General features: G+C 62.5%; 18 protein-coding genes. 13 read left to right on the top strand and 5 right to left on the bottom strand.

Annotation, left to right across the window (positions count from 1 at the left end; genetic code table 11):
• Window positions 1-46 precede the first annotated feature (46 nt).
• A complete protein-coding gene (locus KW824_RS15020; protein ID WP_218410217.1) occupies window positions 47-817 on the bottom strand; it encodes an ABC transporter substrate-binding protein in 771 nt (256 codons plus the stop codon).
• A gap of 155 nt (window positions 818-972) precedes the next feature.
• Window positions 973-1,548 carry a single-stranded DNA-binding protein gene (locus KW824_RS15025; protein WP_218410218.1) on the bottom strand — a complete coding sequence of 192 codons (576 nt, stop codon included), beginning with the start codon at window positions 1,546-1,548 and terminating at the stop codon, window positions 973-975.
• 516 nt (window positions 1,549-2,064) lie between these two features.
• Here KW824_RS15025 and KW824_RS15030 point away from each other — a divergent pair.
• Both KW824_RS15030 and uvrA read left to right on the top strand, forming a co-directional pair.
• Window positions 2,065-2,703 carry a LuxR C-terminal-related transcriptional regulator gene (locus tag KW824_RS15030; RefSeq protein ID WP_139750669.1) on the top strand — a complete coding sequence of 213 codons (639 nt, stop codon included), beginning with the start codon at window positions 2,065-2,067 and terminating at the stop codon, window positions 2,701-2,703.
• A gap of 94 nt (window positions 2,704-2,797) precedes the next feature.
• Window positions 2,798-5,626, top strand: coding sequence for an excinuclease ABC subunit UvrA (gene uvrA, locus KW824_RS15035; protein WP_171272785.1), 2,829 nt, complete (start codon window positions 2,798-2,800; stop codon window positions 5,624-5,626).
• 186 nt (window positions 5,627-5,812) lie between these two features.
• Here the strand turns inward: uvrA and KW824_RS21025 are convergent, their stop codons facing one another.
• A complete protein-coding gene (locus KW824_RS21025) occupies window positions 5,813-5,938 on the bottom strand; it encodes a hypothetical protein (protein WP_005328766.1) in 126 nt (41 codons plus the stop codon).
• Between the two features lie 324 nt (window positions 5,939-6,262).
• On the opposite strand from KW824_RS21025, the gene KW824_RS15040 reads away from it, so the two are divergent.
• From KW824_RS15040 to KW824_RS15050, 3 genes are all read left to right on the top strand, one after another.
• Window positions 6,263-6,874 carry an OmpW family outer membrane protein gene (locus KW824_RS15040; RefSeq protein ID WP_171272784.1) on the top strand — a complete coding sequence of 204 codons (612 nt, stop codon included), beginning with the start codon at window positions 6,263-6,265 and terminating at the stop codon, window positions 6,872-6,874.
• A gap of 200 nt (window positions 6,875-7,074) precedes the next feature.
• Window positions 7,075-9,054: a methyl-accepting chemotaxis protein gene (locus KW824_RS15045; protein WP_218410219.1), complete on the top strand. Its 1,980-nt coding sequence runs from the start codon at window positions 7,075-7,077 to the stop codon at window positions 9,052-9,054.
• An 8-nt stretch (window positions 9,055-9,062) separates the two neighbouring features.
• On the top strand, window positions 9,063-10,508 hold the full coding sequence (locus tag KW824_RS15050) for an ABC transporter substrate-binding protein (protein ID WP_218410220.1): 1,446 nt from the start codon (window positions 9,063-9,065) through the stop codon (window positions 10,506-10,508).
• Between the two features lie 62 nt (window positions 10,509-10,570).
• On the opposite strand, the gene KW824_RS15055 is transcribed toward KW824_RS15050, so the two are convergent.
• Window positions 10,571-11,365 (bottom strand): GNAT family N-acetyltransferase, encoded by a 795-nt coding sequence (locus KW824_RS15055; RefSeq protein ID WP_218410221.1) that lies wholly within the window; start codon window positions 11,363-11,365, stop codon window positions 10,571-10,573.
• Window positions 11,366-11,692: 327 nt separating this feature from the next.
• Between KW824_RS15055 and metF the strand changes: the two genes are divergently transcribed.
• The 3 genes from metF to KW824_RS15070 all read left to right on the top strand — a co-directional run bounded on the left by metF (window position 11,693) and on the right by KW824_RS15070 (window position 15,240).
• Window positions 11,693-12,589, top strand: a complete 897-nt coding sequence (gene metF / locus KW824_RS15060) for a methylenetetrahydrofolate reductase (protein WP_025328549.1) — start codon at window positions 11,693-11,695, stop codon at window positions 12,587-12,589.
• Window positions 12,590-13,226: 637 nt separating this feature from the next.
• Window positions 13,227-13,499, top strand: coding sequence for a DUF2442 domain-containing protein (locus KW824_RS15065; RefSeq protein WP_005328751.1), 273 nt, complete (start codon window positions 13,227-13,229; stop codon window positions 13,497-13,499).
• Between the two features lie 124 nt (window positions 13,500-13,623).
• The gene (locus tag KW824_RS15070; RefSeq protein ID WP_180344964.1) at window positions 13,624-15,240 is read left to right on the top strand and encodes an alpha-amylase family protein; all 1,617 of its coding nucleotides are present in this window, start codon (window positions 13,624-13,626) and stop codon (window positions 15,238-15,240) included.
• A gap of 46 nt (window positions 15,241-15,286) precedes the next feature.
• Here KW824_RS15070 and KW824_RS15075 read toward each other — a convergent pair whose 3' ends face one another.
• Window positions 15,287-16,735, bottom strand: coding sequence for a RimK family protein (locus KW824_RS15075; protein WP_218410222.1), 1,449 nt, complete (start codon window positions 16,733-16,735; stop codon window positions 15,287-15,289).
• Between the two features lie 186 nt (window positions 16,736-16,921).
• Between KW824_RS15075 and KW824_RS15080 the strand changes: the two genes are divergently transcribed.
• The 5 genes from KW824_RS15080 to KW824_RS15100 all read left to right on the top strand — a co-directional run bounded on the left by KW824_RS15080 (window position 16,922) and on the right by KW824_RS15100 (window position 19,337).
• The gene (locus KW824_RS15080) at window positions 16,922-17,395 is read left to right on the top strand and encodes an N-acetyltransferase (RefSeq protein ID WP_218410223.1); all 474 of its coding nucleotides are present in this window, start codon (window positions 16,922-16,924) and stop codon (window positions 17,393-17,395) included.
• A gap of 27 nt (window positions 17,396-17,422) precedes the next feature.
• Window positions 17,423-17,578: a hypothetical protein gene (locus tag KW824_RS15085; protein ID WP_218410224.1), complete on the top strand. Its 156-nt coding sequence runs from the start codon at window positions 17,423-17,425 to the stop codon at window positions 17,576-17,578.
• A 72-nt stretch (window positions 17,579-17,650) separates the two neighbouring features.
• Window positions 17,651-17,896, top strand: a complete 246-nt coding sequence (locus KW824_RS15090; protein WP_218410225.1) for a DUF3624 family protein — start codon at window positions 17,651-17,653, stop codon at window positions 17,894-17,896.
• A gap of 42 nt (window positions 17,897-17,938) precedes the next feature.
• On the top strand, window positions 17,939-18,685 hold the full coding sequence (locus KW824_RS15095) for an SDR family oxidoreductase (protein ID WP_218410226.1): 747 nt from the start codon (window positions 17,939-17,941) through the stop codon (window positions 18,683-18,685).
• A gap of 214 nt (window positions 18,686-18,899) precedes the next feature.
• Window positions 18,900-19,337 carry a hypothetical protein gene (locus KW824_RS15100; protein WP_139751032.1) on the top strand — a complete coding sequence of 146 codons (438 nt, stop codon included), beginning with the start codon at window positions 18,900-18,902 and terminating at the stop codon, window positions 19,335-19,337.
• Window positions 19,338-19,412: the final 75 nt, after the last annotated feature.

The raw sequence follows: 19,412 nt of genomic DNA on the forward strand, positions 1-19,412 counted from the left end.
CTCCACTACACTGTTGTTCCTCTGGGGCCAGTATCAAGCCAGTCCGTCATGGGCTGGCTTTTATGTTTCTATACGATGACGACGCGCCATAGGTGGCAAAGATCCGTTCATAGCGCCCATCTTCCTTCATCCTGCTCAACTGGCGATCGAACCACCGCTGCGCCGTCGCCTGGCGAAAGGCGAAGTGGTACTGGGTAGGGGGAAAGAGATCATGTTGTCTGACCCGATCGGAGGAGTAGCGTACGCTGCCCTCTGTCTGCCCGAGCAGTTGCGTCATGTAGTAGTAGAATACCCGCTGCTCCAGGATCACGGCATCCGTACGTCCCAGCAGCAGCTTCTGTACCTGCCCCTCCTGCCGTGCCACTTCCTCGTAGTGGGGGTTCTGATCGACCAGCTCGGCAAACTCTTTTCCCAGGATCTGCCGTGCCCGCTGGAAGGCGCTGACGCGCAGCGTCTGCAGATCCCTCATGGTGTGAAATGCCGTCTTGTCGAGGGTAAAGACCCGATTGTGAAAGGTGATCACCGCCTGTGACAGGTGGGCATTGTTAAGCATGCCTGGCTTGACGTTGATGATGGCATCCAGCTTGCCTTCCTCCAGCATCCGGAAGGTCCGCTCGAGAGGCAGATAGGTGAACTCGGGCACATGATCGCTGCCAGCGAATGCCTCGCGCAGGAGATCGAGCTCGATGCCGCGATCTTCGTGAGTGATCACGTAGGGAGGGATGGCGAAGCTCACTCCCACTCGTAGCGGCTCGGCGACCAGAGGGGCAGCAAACACCAGCAAGATGAGGCGCAGCAGGCGACCAGGATAACTCATGCTTATTCTCGGAGGAGTGTTACGTCCCGATGATAGCGACAAGTCGGGGCGAGGAAGAGAGGAGGGGCCGGATCGTCGCAACAACATGATGAGGGGGGGGTGAATGCGTCAGAAACAGACAAAAAGGCCCTGAGTGATCAGGGCCTTTTTGTAGATCAGAACGGGATATCGTCATCGAAATCCATCGGCGGCTCGTTGTAGACCGGCGGTGCAGACTGAGGCTGCTGGGCAGGACGACCGTAACCACCCTGCGGCTGCATATTCTGCTGCGGGGTGGCGGCCGGGCGTTGCATCGCTTGCTGGGGGGCGGCCTGTTGTGGCTGACCCCAGTTGCCCTGGGACTGTTGACCACCCATGCCCTGACCCGCGCCGCCTTGCGGACGGCCGCCCAGCATCTGCATTACGCCGGTGAAGCTGTCGACCAGCACCTCTGTGGTGTAACGCTCCTGGCCACTCTGATCCTGCCACTTGCGGGTCTGCAGCTTGCCTTCGACATAGACCTGGGAACCCTTCTTCAGGTACTCGCCGGCCACTTCGGCCAGCTTGCCCATGAACACCACGCGGTGCCACTCGGTTCGCTCTTTCTGCTCACCGGTCTGCTTGTCGCGCCAGGTGTCGGAGGTGGCCAGGGTGATGTTAGTCACGGCACCGCCGCTCGGCATGTAGCGCACTTCCGGGTCTTGCCCCAGGTTACCGATCAGAATGACTTTGTTGATGCCTCGACTGGCCATAATCTCTCTTCCACCCTTATGTATACCGGCCAGGCCAAATGCCTGGGCCCATTCAATATGTCGTTTGTTTGCAATGAGATGTGCGCCACGGATGGGCCTCATCTTCACGCATGTCACGGCTGTGCCAGATTCAACCGACGCGTTTATCGGCCACCGCCGCAGCGTTTGCCCGCAATAATACCAGTTGGCGAAGATGAGCGCACACCTTCCTGTCTCGGCGAGCACCAAACCCCGCCGCTGGCGTCCGAGTAACTTACCCGAGGTAGGGGCCCACCAGCAAGGGGACGGCGGGGCAGAGTGCTGCAACGACGGCCAAGGCCTGTTATGGTGGTGGTCGGCACTACCTGACCCCCCAAATGGGGGGGGCGTGCTAGTCATTTGTATTGGCTGGAAAATTGCTGAGCTTCAAAGGAATCACAACGGCGTCTAATACTTTTTTAATGCTGCAGCCAGGAGGGGGATTGGTACTCTTCCTTGCCGAAAACCCCGACTCGAATGTGCAAGGAAGTTCTCTTGATGACGCCCGAATATCCCCTAGTGCTGATCACCGAAAATAATGCACAAGCCACCAGTTTCCAGCGTCACCTCAGCGAACAGCTTGGCTTGTCCATCTTGCTGGTCGGGGAGCTGGATGCCTTGCCTGAGCCCTCCGAAACCGGAGCTCAGACGCTGCTGCTGATCGATCTGGACTATCTCAAGTCGGCTCAGCAGGCAGACTGGAGCAAGGCCATCTGCAGCCGTTTCGGCGAGGCCAGTGCCGTGCTGCTCAATGCCCCGACCAGCACGGATCGGGAGCTGCTGCTGATGTGGCCTCATACCAGCGGGCTCTTCTTCCGTCAGGACAACCTGGACAGGCTGGTGATCGGCATCCGCAAGGTGTTGCAGGGGGAGTACTGGATCCCGCGCCATCTGCTGTGCGATCTGGTGGATTACTACCGCAAGGGAAGCGGCCAGCCCCTGCGCAACCAGACGCTGCTGACGGCCCGTGAGCAGGAGATAGTCCGCCACCTGATGACGGGGGCCTCCAACACCGAGATTGCCGACAGCCTGTTCGTGAGCGAACACACCATCAAGTCCCACCTCTATAACGTGTTCAAGAAGTTGAACGTCAAGAACCGCCTGCAGGCGGTGAGCTGGGCCAAGGAGTATCTCTGAGCGCCGGGATGGGATGATAAAAGGCTGTCTATTCATCCAGTAGTCTCTATGCCATACTGGCCCGCTCTGGTTCCCGTATCGAGCGCGCAACAAGATGGAAAAAATCGTGATCCGGGGTGCCCGCACCCACAACCTCAAAAACATCAATCTGATTCTGCCCCGCGACAAGTTGATCGTGGTCACCGGCCTGTCCGGTTCCGGCAAGTCTTCCCTGGCGTTCGATACCCTCTATGCCGAAGGACAGCGCCGCTATGTGGAGTCGCTCTCCGCCTATGCCCGCCAGTTCCTCTCCCTGATGGAGAAACCGGACGTGGATCATATCGAGGGGCTCTCGCCGGCCATCTCCATCGAGCAGAAGTCCACCTCCCACAACCCGCGTTCGACCGTCGGCACCATCACCGAGATCTACGACTACCTGCGTCTGCTGTTTGCCCGGGTCGGCGAGCCGCGCTGTCCGACCCACGCCATCCCGCTCGCCGCCCAGACCATCAGCCAGATGGTGGATCAGGTGCTGGCCCAGCCCGAAGGCACCAAGCTGATGCTGCTGGCGCCCGTGGTGCGCAATCGCAAGGGGGAGCACACCAAGCTGCTGGAGAACCTGGCGGCCCAGGGCTACATTCGTGCTCGCATCGATGGGGAGGTGTGCGATCTCTCCGATCCTCCCCCGCTGGAGCTGCACAAGAAGCACACCATCGAAGTGGTAGTTGATCGCTTCAAGGTGCGTGATGACCTGGCGCTGCGCCTCGCGGAGTCCTTCGAGACGGCACTGACCCTCTCCGGCGGCATCGTGCTGGTGGCGCCCATGGACGGGGAGGAGGGGATTGCCCCGCTGATCTTCTCCGCCAACTTCGCCTGCCCCGAGTGCGGTTACTCCATGTCGGAGTTGGAGCCACGCATCTTCTCCTTCAACAACCCGGCCGGTGCCTGCCCCACCTGCGACGGTCTCGGGGTGCAGCAGTACTTCGATCCCGCCAAGCTGATCCACGATCCGGGCCAGAGCCTGGCCGGTGGCGCCATCCGCGGTTGGGACAAACGGAGCTTCTATTACTTCCAGATGCTGAAATCCCTCGCCGAGCACTACAAGTTCGATCTGGAGGCACCCTGGGAGGATCTGCCAGCCAAGACCCAGGAAGTGATCCTGCGCGGCTCCGGCCGCACCGAGATCGAGTTCCGCTACATGAACGATCGCGGCGATGTGGTGGTACGCAAGCACCCGTTCGAGGGGATCCTGCACAACATGGAGCGCCGCTACCGGGAGACTGAATCCAACTCGGTGCGGGAAGAGCTGGCCAAGTACATCGCCAACAAGTCCTGCACCAGCTGCGGTGGCAGCCGGTTGCGGGAAGAGGCGCGCCATGTCTTCGTGGACAACCGTAATCTGCCGGCCATCGCCGAGCAATCCATCGGCGATGCGCTTGCCTTCTTCGAGGGGCTGAACCTCACCGGCCAGCGCGCCCAGATCGCCGAGAAGATCCTCAAGGAGATAGTCGAGCGGCTCGGCTTCCTGGTCAACGTCGGCCTCAATTACCTGAGCCTGTCTCGCAGCGCCGAGACCCTCTCCGGCGGCGAGGCGCAGCGGATCCGGCTGGCGAGCCAGATCGGTGCCGGTCTGGTAGGGGTCATGTACGTGCTGGATGAGCCCTCCATCGGCCTGCACCAGCGAGACAACGAGCGGCTGCTCAAGACCCTCACTCATCTGCGCGATCTGGGCAATACCGTCATCGTGGTGGAGCACGACGAGGATGCCATCCGCCTCGCCGATCATGTGCTCGATATCGGCCCCGGGGCCGGCGTGCACGGTGGTGCCATCGTCGCCCAGGGGACACCGGAAGAGATCATCGCCAACCCCGAATCGCTGACCGGTGACTACCTCTCCGGTCGCAAGCAGATCGCCATTCCGGATGAGCGCACCCCGCTCACCGGCAAGTGGTTGAAGCTCAAGGGGGCGAGCGGCAACAACCTGCGCAACGTCAACCTGGATCTGCCCATCGGGGTGATGACCTGCGTCACCGGGGTCTCCGGCTCCGGCAAGTCGACCCTGATCAACGACACCTTGTTCCGCATCGCCCACCGGGAGCTCAACAAAGCCACCGAGTCCACGCCGGCCCCCTATCGCGAAGTGGAAGGGCTGGAGCACCTGGACAAGGTGGTGGACATCGATCAGAGCCCGATCGGCCGCACCCCGCGCTCCAACCCGGCCACCTATACCGGCCTGTTCACTCCGATCCGCGAGCTGCTCTCCGGCACTCAGGAGGCGCGCTCCCGCGGCTACCTGCCGGGTCGCTTCTCCTTCAACGTCAAGGGGGGCCGCTGCGAGGCCTGTCAGGGGGATGGCGTCATCAAGGTGGAGATGCACTTCCTGCCGGATGTCTATGTGCCGTGCGACGTCTGCAAGGGCAAGCGCTACAACCGCGAGACCCTGGAGGTGAAGTACAAAGGCAAGAACATCCACGAGATCCTCGAGATGACGGTGGAAGATGCCCGCGCATTCTTCGATCCCGTCCCTGCGGTGGCGCGCAAGCTGCAAACCCTGATGGACGTGGGCCTCTCCTACATCCGCCTCGGCCAGTCCGCCACCACCCTGTCGGGTGGCGAGGCGCAGCGGGTCAAGCTGGCGCGGGAGCTCTCCAAGCGCGACACCGGCCAGACTCTCTACATCCTGGACGAGCCGACCACGGGGCTGCACTTCCACGACATCCAGCAACTGCTCAAGGTGCTGCACCAGCTGCGGGATCGGGGCAATACGATCGTCATCATCGAGCACAATCTGGACGTCATCAAAACCGCCGACTGGATCGTCGATCTGGGGCCGGAAGGGGGCGCTGGCGGTGGCCGCATCCTGGTGACCGGCACGCCGGAGGAGATGAGCCGTTGCAAGGAGTCGCACACCGCGCGCTTCCTGGCCCCCTTGCTGAACAAGTAAGGGCACATCAGACAGACAAGGGGCCTTGGCCCCTTTTTTGTGGGCGATCGAGAGGGACGCGAGGGATCTTTCCTCGGGCCGGCGTCAGCGACGGGCGCAGACACTGAGCCTGGGAGTGGCTGAATGTGTCATTGGATCGGGCACGGCAGGACAGTCACCGGGAGTATGAGCGGTGACGGCGGAGTGTCAGTGAGCCAGCATCAGGAAGGCGAGGGCAAACAGAAAGCCGAGCAGGATAAACAGGAAGGAACCGATGCCCCAGATGGCTGCCAGGATGCCGATGATTTTGTCTTTGCGTGTTTGTGGTTTCATAAAGATTAAATTACAGCATGGCTACATTGCTTTAATAAAATACGCTGACCGGCATAATTAAACAACAGTTAAAAGGCAATGTGAGCGCGATTAAGGTGTATTTATTTGATATTTTAAGGCTGTTCTTATGGTGTGTTTATATTTCAAGGTGCTGTATTTAAATGGTTTTTTAGTATTTTGAGTTGATTTTATGATTGTTAGAAGCTGTTGTGTACATCCATCTATTTCTTGATAACTATTGAGCCAAATCAATAACCAGTCATTCACATCCTTTTATAGTTTTCGGGCTTACAACATAGAAAGAAAACAAAAAGGAAATATGTGATGAAAAAAGTCCTTCCTCTCCTGATCGCAGCCGCTTTTGCTTCCCCCGCCGTCCTGGCACACCAGGCCGGCGACATTCTGGTGCGTGGCGGTCTGGCCTTTGTCTCCCCCCAGACCAGCAGTGACGACGTCCTCGGCACCGGCGAGCTGGATATCGACAGCAACATGCAGCTGGGGCTGACTCTCTCCTACATGCTGACGGACAACTGGGGCGTCGAGCTGCTGGCGGCGACCCCCTTCTCCCACTCGGTGTCGACCCCGGGGCTGGGTGAGGTCGCCAAGGTCAAGCACCTGCCGCCGACCCTGATGGCGCAGTACTATTTCGGTGATGCCAACAGCAAGGTGCGTCCTTATGTCGGTGCCGGTATCAACTACACCACCTTCTTCGATGAAGAGGGCCGCGGGGCCCTGGCGGGCACGGATGTGAGCGTCGACTCCTCCTGGGGGTTGGCGGGTCAGGTGGGGCTGGACATGGCGATCAATGACCGCTGGTTCGTCAACGCCTCTGCCTGGCTCATCGACATCGACACCGACGTGCACACCGCAGTGGGCACCATCAACACCTCCATCGATCCGGTTGCCTTCATGCTTGGCGTCGGCTATCGCTTCTGATGACAGGGTTGGCCGCCTCAAGGCCATGACAACCAAGCATGTCTCTTTGGCCCGGCTCTGTTCGGGCCCTTTTCTGTCTGGCTCGGGGCAATAACTGTGATCCGGCCCCTCAAAGTGTCACTTATTGCTCTTCCATTGCCTCGGCGTGCCGATAGCCTCTGCGTTAACCCCTTTATTTCCCAACGAGTGAGGATGTCTCCATGGGTTTATCTATCGTGCAGCGGATCATCGTCGGATTTGTGCTGATGTTGCTGCTGCTGGTTCTGCTGGGCTTCATCAGTATTCTGAAGATCCGGGGGATCAATGAGGGACTGTCCCAGGTATCGGATCGTGCCACTCCCTTGGTGATCGCCGTCGCCGGGCTCAAGGGGGCACTGCAGGACAGCAACCGCTGGGTGCTGACCTACAGGACCAGCGAGGATGCCACCCAGTTGCCGCAGCTGGCCAGCCAGTTCAAGGCGCAGCAGGCGCGCTTCGTTGCCCAGAGCAAGGAGATGGCCCGCTTCAACGATGTGGCCGAGGCGGGCGAGCGGTTCCGTCAGGTCGATGGGGCCACCCGGGAGTTCTACGGTCTGGCGGATCAGGTGCTGAGCCAGCATGGTCAGTGGATAGCCGCCCTCGATCGCCGTCATGAGCTGGAGCTGGCCTTTATCAGGCTGGAAGACACCTATCAGTGGGCCGCCGATCTGCTGTTGCAGCAGACCGCCAGCAAGCGTTCCATGCGCAACAAGGCCGAACTCATCACCTCCGGCATCGCCCGGGATCTGAAGAACATCCGTCGGGCAGACGCCAAGACAGATCTCAACGAACTGGAGAAGGTGCTCGCCAAGGATATCGAGATGGCGCGCAAGCGGCTCGAGCGGGTGCTGGTGCCCGATGACGTGAGGCAGCGCTTCGTCGTCAATCTGGACAGGATGCAGGAGCTGGCGCTCGGCCCGCAGGGACTGCTGGCCACCATGCGCAATGGCCAGCAGCTTGCCGCCTCGTTGCAGAGCCTGAATCAGCAGCTCGACACCAGTCTGGTCAACAGCCTGGCGCTGTTGGACGAGATGGGCAAGTCGGCGGGCAGCATCGCCAGCCAGAGCCGGATCGGTGCCGATGACGCCGTCAGCAGTGCCAGTCTCTGGATCCTGATCGTCTCCGCCATCTCGGCCGCCGCCGCGCTCATCATCGGTTACACCACGGCCCGCAGCATACAGCGTCCGCTGCAGCTGATCGATCGGGCACTGGATCGCATGGCCACCGGGGACATGACCCGGCGCATCGACTACCAGAGCCGCTGTGAATTCGGCAGCCTGACCCGTTCCATCAACACCCTGGCGGACAAGACGGGGGAGTTGCTCTCCCAGATCAACGCCGGTTCCCGTCATCTGGTGGAGGAGGCGAGCCGCGCCGCCGAGATAAGCGAAAGGGCCATGTCCAGGGTGCAGGATCAGAAGAGCCAGACCGACCAGGTGGCCGCCGCCATCACCGAACTGGAGGTGAGCGCCACCGAGGTGGCCCGCTCCACCGACGGCACCAAGCGCGAGGTGGATCTGGCCGATGAGGAGGCGCGTGCCGGTCGCAAACAGGTGGCGACCACGCGCCGGATCACCGAACAGCTGGCTGGCGCCATGGAGGAGGCGGTCGGCATCACCCACAAGCTGGGGGAATTCAGCAACAACATCGGCAGTATTCTGGACGTGATCCGCAGCATTGCCGAGCAGACCAACCTGCTGGCACTAAATGCGGCCATCGAGGCGGCACGGGCCGGTGATGCCGGCCGCGGCTTTGCGGTGGTGGCGGACGAGGTCAGGGCGCTGGCGAATCGGACCCAGACCTCGACCGAAGAGATCCAGGCCATGATCGAAAACCTGCAGAGCTCCAGCAAGCAGGTGATGGAGGTGATGGGGCGCAGCCAGGAGCAGACCCAGGGTTGCGTGTCACAGACCCGGGCCATGGATCAGGCGTTGCAATCCATCGCCGAGCGGATGAGTGCCATCAAGTCGATGGCGGATCAGGTCGCCCATGCGGCCCAGGAACAGATCTCGGTCAGTCAGGGGGTGGCCCGCCATATCGCCGGCATTGCGGACGTGGCCTACGAGACCGAACGGGAGGCCCGTGAATCGGCAAGCAGCAGTGAAGTGCTGGCGGATCTGGTCGCCAAACAGCAGCAATTGATCGCTCATTTCAAGGTGTAGGAGGACTTATGGCTAACAAGTGGATCGGGGCCCTGAGTCTCCTGTTGTGTGGCCAGCTGATGGCCAGCGAGCTGGTGATCGAAAGCTGGCGGATCGATGACAAGGCCCTGTGGGAGGAGAAGATCATCCCCGCCTTCGAGGCCGCTCACCCGGGCATCCAGGTGAGCTTCAACGGGGTGCAGAACGTCGACTACATGCCGACGCTCTGGGCCAGTTTGAAGGAGGGCAAGGCAGGGGATCTCATCACCTGCCGCCCGTTCGATGACTCCCTGGCCCTGTTCAAGGCGGGTCATCTGGCGGAGCTGAGCGAGATGGCCGGGATGGAGAACTTCCCGAGCTTCGCCCAGTCCCCCTGGCAGACCGACAGCGGCGCCCAGACCTTCTGCGTGCCCATGGCTTCCGTCATTCACGGCTTCTTCTACAACAAGCAGATCTTCAGCGAGCTGGGGCTGGCCGTGCCCCAGAGCCGGGACGAGTTTTTCGCCGTGCTCGACAAGGTGAAGGCGGATGGTCGCTATGTGCCGCTGGCCATGAGTGGCTCCGAGAGCTGGGTCGCCTCCGAGCTGGGCTTCCAGAACATTGGCCCCAACTACTGGAAGGGGGAGGATGGCAGGCTGGCGCTGATTGGCGGCCAGGAGCGGCTCGACAACCCGCAATACGTCAAGGTGTTCGAGGAGCTGGCCCGCTGGCGTGCCTATCTCGGCGAGGGGGGGGAGGGTCGTGACTACGCCACTACCAACGAGCTGTTCACCTCCGGCAAGGCTGCCTTCTATGCGGCCGGCTCCTGGGAGATAGCACCCTTCACCGGCAAGGTGGACTTCGGTGTCATGCGCCCCCCTGTGGCAAAGCAGGGTGACGGTTGCTTCTTCACCGATCACACCGACATCGGCATGGGGATGAACCCGGCCAGCAAGAACAAGGAGGCCGCCATGACCTTCCTGCGGTGGCTGACCACCTCCCAGTTTGCCGAGCTCTATACCAACTCGCTGCCGGGGTTCTTCTCCCTCTCCAACCACTTCTTCGAGGCCACCAACCCGGCAGCCAAAGAGATGATGGAGTGGCGAGATCAGTGTGACTCTACCATCCGGGTCGCCACCCAGATCCTCTCTCGCGGCACCCCCAAGCTGGGGGATGAGCTGGCCGAGGTGAGTCAGAGTGTGCTGCTCGGCACCATGGCGCCGCAAGCCGCCGCCGACCGGCTGGAGCAGGGGCTGAAGGGTTGGTATGCCCCGCATCAGGGCCAGCAGGCCAAGGCCGTGGACTGCCAATGCACGGCTCCCGCCGCCGTCTCTGCCGCGCCCGCCACGGTTGAGGCTGCCGTTGCTACGCCATCCGCGGCCATCTCGACCGCGCTGAGCGCGTCCCCCGTGTCTGCGGCTGTGGCTCCCTCGGCGGCTGCCGCGACCGACGTCGAGCAGGCGCTGGCCAGCGAGCTGGAAGCGCCGCAGCCCTGAAGGGCGGCACCATGAAAAAAAACGGGAGGCATCAGCCTCCCGTTTTCATTTGCGCCAGCCGGCTATGGCTGGTGAGTCCAGCGGCACAGGCTGCCGATACGTGCCACCGGGACGAAACCCAGGGCGCGGTAGACCCGCTGGGCGTGGTAGTGCTCGTCGGCCACTATGATGAGCTGCCTGGCTCGCTCGAACCCCTGACGGGCGACCTGGCTCAGCAGTTGACGGCAGAGGCCCCGGTTTCGCCAATCCTGATGGGTACGAACCAGCTGGAAGCGCCCCATGGTGCCGGTGAAGAAGAGGCCGCAACTGGCGACCAGGCGATCCTGATGCCAGATCCCCCACCACTGTCCCAGTCCATCGGCGATCATGGCCTGATAGAGGTCGCGCCGTGACCGCAGGTAGGCGAGGTAGCTCTCCTCCTCATGACCTGGGTCCCTGTCATCGAGCTCCAAGGTCAGCCAGTCATCCCAGTCGGCAGGGGTGAAGGGGCGGGCCGAGTCGAGGCTCTGGTCGCTCGGTGTCTGCCAGCTGGCGGCTTCCAGTGCCAGCACCACGCACTCCATGTACTGGTATCCCGCCGCCACGAAGCCGGCGACCCGGCTGTTCTGTCCCTCGGCCAGCGGCCACTGGAAGGTGCGATGGCGGATCCTGGGATCCTGGCCGATCAGCTTGTCGAAGCTGGCTTCGAGCCAACCCTTGTCGCGGTCGCTGGGCGGCGTGGGGAGCAGCAGATAGTTGCCGAAGTAGTAATCCGGGGCGGTCGGGGTGCGCACTGTCCAGAACCCTTCATGGTCCGTCACCTCGCCCTGATAGCGATCGAACAGCAAATCGGTGGCAAAACCGGGGTGATCTTCCATGACAAGGCTCCTGCAAATGCTTGAATTGATTATCGGCAGGGAGGGGGAGAAGTTAAAAAAAGGCCGGGAAACCCGGCCAAACAATCACACGCAGATTCAGAACGTCTAGGACGATCCGCCCGCATCATAGCGTGCCTGAGGACATTTTGGGATGGGGCCGCTCGCGACTTGGGTTGAATTGCAAAATAAAAAAAATCGCTTATCCCGCCTTCGTGGGTAAATCGAGGTTGACTTTGAGCCGTTTTCTCATAAAGATAGAAAGACGTTTAGACGTCCAAACATCCGTTTTGACGTACAGGAATCGGTTGTAGGACAGGGAGAGAGCAGATGGGATTTCACAGCGCGCGTCAGGTTGAGGCACTCAACCAGAGTCTGGCTGACTTGGGTAACAACATTTCGGTCAGTTTCGAGTTTTTCCCCCCCAACAGCGAAGGGATGGAAAATACCCTCTGGCAATCCATCGAACGACTGCAGGTGCTGGAACCCAAGTTTGTCTCCGTGACCTATGGCGCCAACTCGGGCACCCGGGATCGCACTCACAAGGTGATCAAGGACATCAAGGAGCGCACCGGCCTCATCGCCGCGCCGCACCTGACCTGTATCGATGCCAGCCGCGACGAGCTGAGAACCATTGCCCGTGACTACTGGAACAGCGGCATTCGCCACATAGTGGCACTGCGTGGTGATTTGCCTCCCGGACTCGACAAGCCGGACATGTATGCCACCGATCTGGTCGCCCTGCTCAAGTCCGAAGCCGACTTCGACATCTCGGTTGCCGCCTATCCGGAAGGCCACCCCGAAGCCAGGAGCGCGCAGTCCGACCTGCTCAACCTCAAGCGCAAGATAGATGCCGGTGCCAACCGCGCCATTACCCAGTTCTTCTTCGATGTGGAGACCTACCTGCGTTTTCGTGATCGCTGCGCCGCCATCGGCATCGATGCCGAAATCGTGCCCGGGATACTGCCGGTCTCCAATTTCCAGACCCTCAACAAGTTTGCCGGCTTTACCAACGTGAAGATCCCGCGCTGGATGCATCAGCGGTTCGAGGGGCTGGATAACGATCAGATGACCCGCAACATGGTGGGGGCCAGCATCGCCATCGATCAGGTGCGGGTGTTGAGCCAGGAAGGGGTGAAGGATTTCCACTTCTACACCCTGAACCGATCCGAGCTGACCTACGCCATCTGCCATACCCTGGGTGTGAGGCCGAAAGGCCAGGCCTGATCCCCATCAGCCCATATCCGCTTCGGCAGTGGATAGACCTCATTTCCGCCAGCCTTGAGCCCCCGATGCACCGCACCGGGGGATTGTTTTTCAGGGCATGATGCAGGTGATCCCTGTTGCGGATATACCGCTTCGCTCACCATCGTTCAGGCTTGCGTCTGCCTGCCGTCCTAGTCGGAACGTATTTTCCAATCTACCCAACCAGAGCCCATTTAGTCGTCAGCACACCATTTGGGAGACGTAAGCCATATTATTCACCCCGCCTGTGGAGGGTCATCTGGCTATTCTGCGTCATTGTACAGCGCCAGAGTGGCATCCCTCATGACCTCCGGCTGTGATGCCGGAACCGGTTGTCGTCCGCCAGCCGGATTGGTTTGCCTGCTTGACGGACTCGCCGAAGGCATCGCACGGTTCGCAGGCTCAGCCTTCCATAAAGAGATCGTTGATGTTGGTGGCCAGCGGCGAGCCGCCGAGAACGCCGACAAACCAGCAGCAACCAGCTCTTCGGCTGGCCGGTGTGCTCCTGACCTGGCCAGAAGACAGCATAAATGACTGGGCATTGTGTGATCCCCATTGCAAAGCGGGGCGGGAGGCTTGCCTATAATGGCGCCGGATTTTCTCAATCGGAGCCGAAGGGATGCCGGTCTTCATCGATGTGGAGTATGTGCATGACTGGTGCCTGTTCGTGGTGCTCTCGGATGGCACTACCGGGGTGCTGGACCTGACCCCCTGGCGCAGCCAGCCCCTGTTTGCCGCCATTGACACCGAGCGTCGCTTCGCCCGGGTCTTCATCAATCGCCGCCACCAGCTGGAGTGGCCTGGAGGTTTCACCCTGTCGGCCCAGGAGGTCTATCACCTGATCAAGCCCATCGACGAGCGCGACGCCTTCCACGATCGCAATACGCATTGAGCCTTGCCTGCTAACGCGTTGAGTCAGGTAACGTTTTCAGTCACAGACCCGCTGTGGCGAGGCCGCTATCATGGCCCCAGGGTGGCGTATTTTGCGCCAGCACCATCACAGCGGGAAGATAACAATGAAACAAGGAAGGTTGCGCCATGGCGGCCTGATCGGGGCCGCCTTGTTACTGACAGCGTGCGGCAGCGGCGGCGGGGGCTCCAGCAGCGAACCCCAGCCCCCCGTGGTCAATCCGCCCCCCACCTCGGACAGCCGCGCCTGCTACGGCGATGATCAGCCCGCCTGCAACCTGCGCACCTATCAGGTGATGGTGGAGTCCTTCGTCGATGGCGACGGCAGTGCCAACTACGGTGTCGGCTACGGTCCTTCCCGGCACAACGGCGATCTGCAGGGGATCATCGACAGCCTGGACCACATCAAGAGCCTCAACGTCAACGCCATCTGGCTGACCCCTGTGTTCGACTCCTGTGCCGGTCAGGCCGGGGACGATCGGCTGGATGCCACCGGCTACTTCGCCTGCGACTTCTTCAACGTAGACCCGAACTTCGGCAGCAATGCCCAGTTGAAAAAACTGGTCGAGGCAGCCCATCAGCGTGGGTTGCATGTCTTCCTGGACGGTGTGTTCGGCCACGTCAACCGGGTCGGGGTGAGCAAGCCTTCGCCGGAGGGGCGTCTGCCCGCTCTCAAGAGTGGCGGCGCCGGCTACCCTGGCCAGCTGGTGGATTACGATCAGCCCGAGAGCCTTGCCTACTTCAAGGAGGTGGCCCGCTACTGGGTCGAGCAGTACGGCATCGATGGCTGGCGCCTCGATCAGGCCTATCAGCTAGGGCTGGACGAGTGGCGCGCCATTCGCAGCGAGGTGGAGCAGGCCAGTGCGGCGCGCAAGGCTGCCGGCCAGCAGTGGGGCACCCTGGGCTACATGGTGGGGGAGGTGTGGAAGGGGGCCGACGACATCCGTAACGAGGCCTACGGCAGCAGCGACAACCCGGCGCTCTCCTCTGCGTTCGACTTCCCGCTGCGCTACGGCTTGGTGCAGGCGCTGGCGGTGGAGGAGTCCGGCAAGGGTGGCCAGGGGGCCAGCGTGCTCGATGCCAGCTGGAACAAGGTGGAGAACTACCCGGATCACGCCATGCCTAACCTGATGCTGGGCAACCACGATCTGGTGCGCTTCGGGGATCTGCTGGAGCGCGGCAACTTCAATCCGGCGGACTACTGGCAGCGTCACAAGGCGGCCTTCAGCTTCCTGGCGGCACGCTCCGGCCCTATCACCCTCTATTACGGCGAAGAGTTTGGCGACGAGGTGCCGGGCTTTGCGGCCCAAGTGGGCGGCGACTGTGCGGCCCAGGGGCTGTGTGACGATCACGTGGCCCGCAGCGACGGCAAGGTGCCCGGTGTCACCGGCTTTGCACCAAGCAGCGAGCAGGCCGAGCTCAAGCAGTGGCTTGGCCAGCTGTTGGCCCTGCGTGCCGCCCACCCCGCCCTCTATCAGGGGGAAAGGATCAAGCTGGTGGCCGAGGGCAGCGTCTACGGCGACATCAAGCAGACGGCGGCGGAGCAGATAGTCTACCTGCTCAACGTCTCCACCACGCCCCAGAGCTATGCCGTGCCGGTTGGCAAGCTGCGCAGCGGCAGCGCCCTGGTGGATCTGCAGAGCGGCGAGCGCCTGGCCATGGGGGGCAGCAGCCTGACGGTAGACTTGCCCCCCCTCAGTGGTCGCTTCCTGCAGTTGCAATGACGCCTGTCCCATCACAAAGAGGGCCCCAGCACGGGGCCCTCTTTGTTTATGGCCGATCAGGGGCGCTCTGCCCCCGGTTCTCCAGCCGTTGCCGGAAGGCCCTGGCCAGGCGTTCATAGAGATCCCTGGCCTCTCTGTCTTCGATGTCGCCACGGATCCAGGGGTTGTCGATGATTTCCAGCAGCACGCAGCCCTGGCCCTGCTGGCGCAGATCCACCCCGAACAGGCCGTTGCCGAGCTGGTGCACGGCACGGCGGGCGGTCTGCAACACCCGTTCCGGCACTTCGGTGAGCGGCAGCGCCTCGATCCGGCTCATGTCGAGGGGGTGCTTGCGACGGCGGATGCGGTTGCCGGGCTCCGGCCGGTAGCGGCGGCAGGCGAACAGCGGCGAGCCGTCGAGAAAGCCGATGCGCCAGTCGAACTCGGCGGGGATCCGGCTCTGCACCAGCAGCAGGGCGGAGCGGCCCAGCCCCTCGTCCAGCAGGCGGGCGAGCTGGGTCTCGTCGTTGGCCATGGCGAGATCACGGCCCTGGGCACCGTCGGGCACCTTCACCATCAGCGGCAGGCCGAGGCGCTGCACCAGCTCGTCCACCTGGTGGCGGCCACGGCGGGTCACCACCATGGTGGGCGGCATGGGCACGCCGCTGCGCACCATCAGCTCGTAGAGGTAGAGCTTGTTGCTGCAGGCGAGGATGGCGCGGGAACTGTCGATCACCGGCATCTTGAGCTGCTCGGCACGGCGGGCGAACTCGAAGGTGTAGTGGCCCACCGCGGTCTCGGCCCGCAGCCAGAGGGTGTCGAACTCCGGCAGCCGCTCGATGGCGGAGGGCGCCAGTATCTCGGCCTGGATCCCCTGGGCGGCGGCGGCCTGGATAAAGCGCTCGATCGCCAGGGCATCGCTGCTGGCCCGGCCATCGTTCTGATCCATCAGGATGGCGAGCTGATAGAGCGGCGCCGTCTGCTCCTCGTCCCCTGTACCGACCAGGGCCTGGGCGTGCTGCAGCATCAGCTCCCGCTCTCGCGGGCTCAGCACCAGGGGGGAGAGGCTCTGCTGCTGGCGCACCGACCAGCCGTGACGGCCTCGTTTCAGGGTCAGCTCCTGCAGCGGTAGCTGGTTCAGGCCGTAGTAGTAGCGGGACAGCCCCGCCAGCTCGCTCTGTTCGCACTGGCCGAAGATGGCGCGTACCCGGATCCTGTCCTCGCTTTGTCGGGCCAGCCAGCCCTGCAGCTTGCGCCACAGCTTGGCCGGTGGCTGCTGGGGTTGCTGCCGGCTGATGGCCTGCAGTCCCGGCAGGCAGTGGTGGCTGCGGGCCTGGGCCAGCAGGGAACAGTAATAGCCCGCACTCAGGTGCTCCAGGCTGCGGCAGAGATTGATGATGCGGGGACGGCCGCCGGTGGTCGGCACGCCGTGTTGCAGATAGGTGCGGGCGGTCAGCAGATAATCGGCACGGCAGGGCCAGTCGCCCGGCTCGTCGACGATGACATAGGTACTCATATTTTCGGCTCCACAGAAAGGACTGCCTGAAAAGGCAGGATCCCCAGTGGGCTTCGATGCACCGACAAGCACGACAATGGCGCGAGGGGAAACAAGAGGTTACAGTGCCTAATATTCTGCCTTGGTAACTTGTGATACAAGTCGCATTTCTGGTGCTGAGGATAAATAACCGAACAAGGACTCCCCGTGTTGACCGTGCGCGCGGCCCGAACCGATGATTTGGGCGCCATCGTGAAGCTGGAACGCTACTGTTTTCCCCCCGAGGTCGCCTTCGGCCGCAGCCGCTGGCATTACCTGCTCAGTCATGCCAGGGGGCGCACCCTGCTGCTGCTGGATGATAAGGCGCAGTTGATGGGCTACCTCAGCGTGCTGGAGCACAGGGGCTGGAACAGGCTCATCATCCAGACCCTCGCCATTCGCTGGACGGTGCGCCGCCAGGGTTGGGCCAGGCGCCTGCTGGAGCAGGTGATCCGGGAGGGCCGGGAAGCGGGCTGGGGGGCTATCCGGCTCGAGGTCGCCGATGCCAACCCCGAAGCCCAGACCCTCTACCATGGGCTGGGGTTTCGCCCCAGGCTCAGGCTGCTGGATTACTACGGCCCGGGCCAGCACGCCCACCGGCTGGTGCTGGCGCTGCGCCCCGCCGGGCGGGACGCATCGTGAATCGCCCTCTGGCATTGAGGGGCAGTCATGAGCTGGGATGACTGTCTCGCCACCGCGTTCGGGGTCAGCATGAGCCGCGCTGCCTCGACATCGAGGGGCAGCCATGAGCTGCGACAACTGCCTCGCCACCGCCATCAGGGTCAGCATGAGCCGCGCTGCCGCGACATCGAGGGGCAGCCATGAGCTGTGACGACTGTCTTGCCACCGCCTTCGGGGTCAGCATGGGCCGCGCTGCCGCGACATCGAGGGGTAGCCATGAGCTGTGACGACTGCCTCGCCACCGCCATCAGGGCCAGGCTGGGGCGCTGCCCGCTCTGCGCCATCCAGACCTTCGTCATCGGTTTGGTGGGCTGGCTGGTCTGGTGGTGGTGTGGCGCCGACACCTCGGTCAACGCCCTCACCGGCCTGCTGTTTGCCCTGGGGGGCAGCGGCCTGTTGCTGCTGCATCTGGCGGTGTTTATCTGGCGAAAAGCGACGGGCCGCGAGTTGGATGATGAATGAATTTTTTTTGTTTCAACAAGATAAATCACAATGGAGGTTCAGATGATCGCAATGGTAACGGGCGCCTCGTCCGGGTTTGGTGAAGCCATCAGCCGTCTGCTGGTGAACGCGGGTTACAGGGTGATCGGCACCGGTCGCCGCGCCGAACGGCTGGCCGCCCTGGCCGACGAGCTGGGCGAGCAGTTCCTGCCGCTGGCGTTCGACGTGCAGGACAAGGCCGCCACCCGCGCCGCCATCGCCGGGCTGCCGGCCGAGTGGTGCGAGGTGGACCTGCTGGTGAACAACGCCGGACTGGCGCTGGGGCTTGAGCCCGCCCACAAGGCGGAACTGGAAGACTGGGAGCAGATGATCGCCACCAACATCAGCGGCCTGACCCTGCTCACCCGCCTGCTGCTGCCAGGCATGGTGGCGCGCAATCGCGGCCACGTGGTCAACATCGGCTCCATCGCCGGCACTTACCCCTACCCGGGCGGCAACGTCTATGGTGCCACCAAGGCGTTCGTGAAGCAGTTCAGCCTGAACCTGCGTGCCGATTTGGCGGGCAGCGCGGTGCGCGTCACCAATGTGGAGCCGGGTCTGTGCGGCGGTACCGAGTTCTCCAACGTGCGCTTCCACGGTGACGACGCCAAGGCGGCCACCGTCTATCAGGGGGTGCAGGCCATCCAGCCGGAGGACATCGCCAATACCGTGCTCTGGGTCAGTCAGCAGCCCGCTCACGTCAACATCAACAGCATCGAGATCATGCCGGTGGCCCAGACCTTCGGCCCGCTGCAGATCAGCCGTCGCTGAACCCCGTCTCGGCGGGATGAGAAGAGGCACCCCCGGGTGCCTCTTCTCGCTCTGTTTTCTATCCCGCCCGCCGCCCCCGTCTGGCGTCATCCACTCGCTATCCCAGATCGCTGCCAGCGAGTGGTCAAGTTGGCCTGCAACTTGCTGAGTCATGGCTATTGGCGGGGAGTGTCTCCCCGGACGCCGGCTCGGCCGGCAGCAGCGTGGAGCCTTCATGGACATCAAACCTTATGGTCAGCAACTCGCCCAGAGTGCGTCCCACAGCCGTGCCCTGGCTACCCTGGGTGGCAACGACAGCCAGCAGGGGAGCTGGGATCAGCAGGTCAGCCTCTCCAGCCAGGTGCTGACCGGCAAGGCGCAGCAGGTACTGACTTACGAGCATCTGGCCAGAAGCGGCAAGAGCGCCTCCCTGGCCGGGAGCGCCAGCAATACGGTGGTGCAGCAGCTGGTGGACAAGGCACTCGGCTTCGATCGCAAAAAATTTGACGATCTCGAGAGCCAGATCAAGGGGGTGGCCGACGACAAGACGCTCTCGGCGGAAGAGCGGGAGACCCAGACCCGGGCCCTGACCGAGCAGCGTGATGCCATGCTCAAGGCGGCCATGGACAGGCTCACCGGCAAGTCGTCGAGCGGACAGAGCGCCCAGGCCTGAGACCAATGACTCGAACGGCAATCTTTGGTGCCAGCCGGGCAAGGTTTTGCCCCGGATGCCGGGGAAGGATGAAGC

The organism is Aeromonas sp. sif0611, assembly GCF_019218845.1.
GTDB classification, from domain to species: domain Bacteria; phylum Pseudomonadota; class Gammaproteobacteria; order Enterobacterales; family Aeromonadaceae; genus Aeromonas; species Aeromonas media.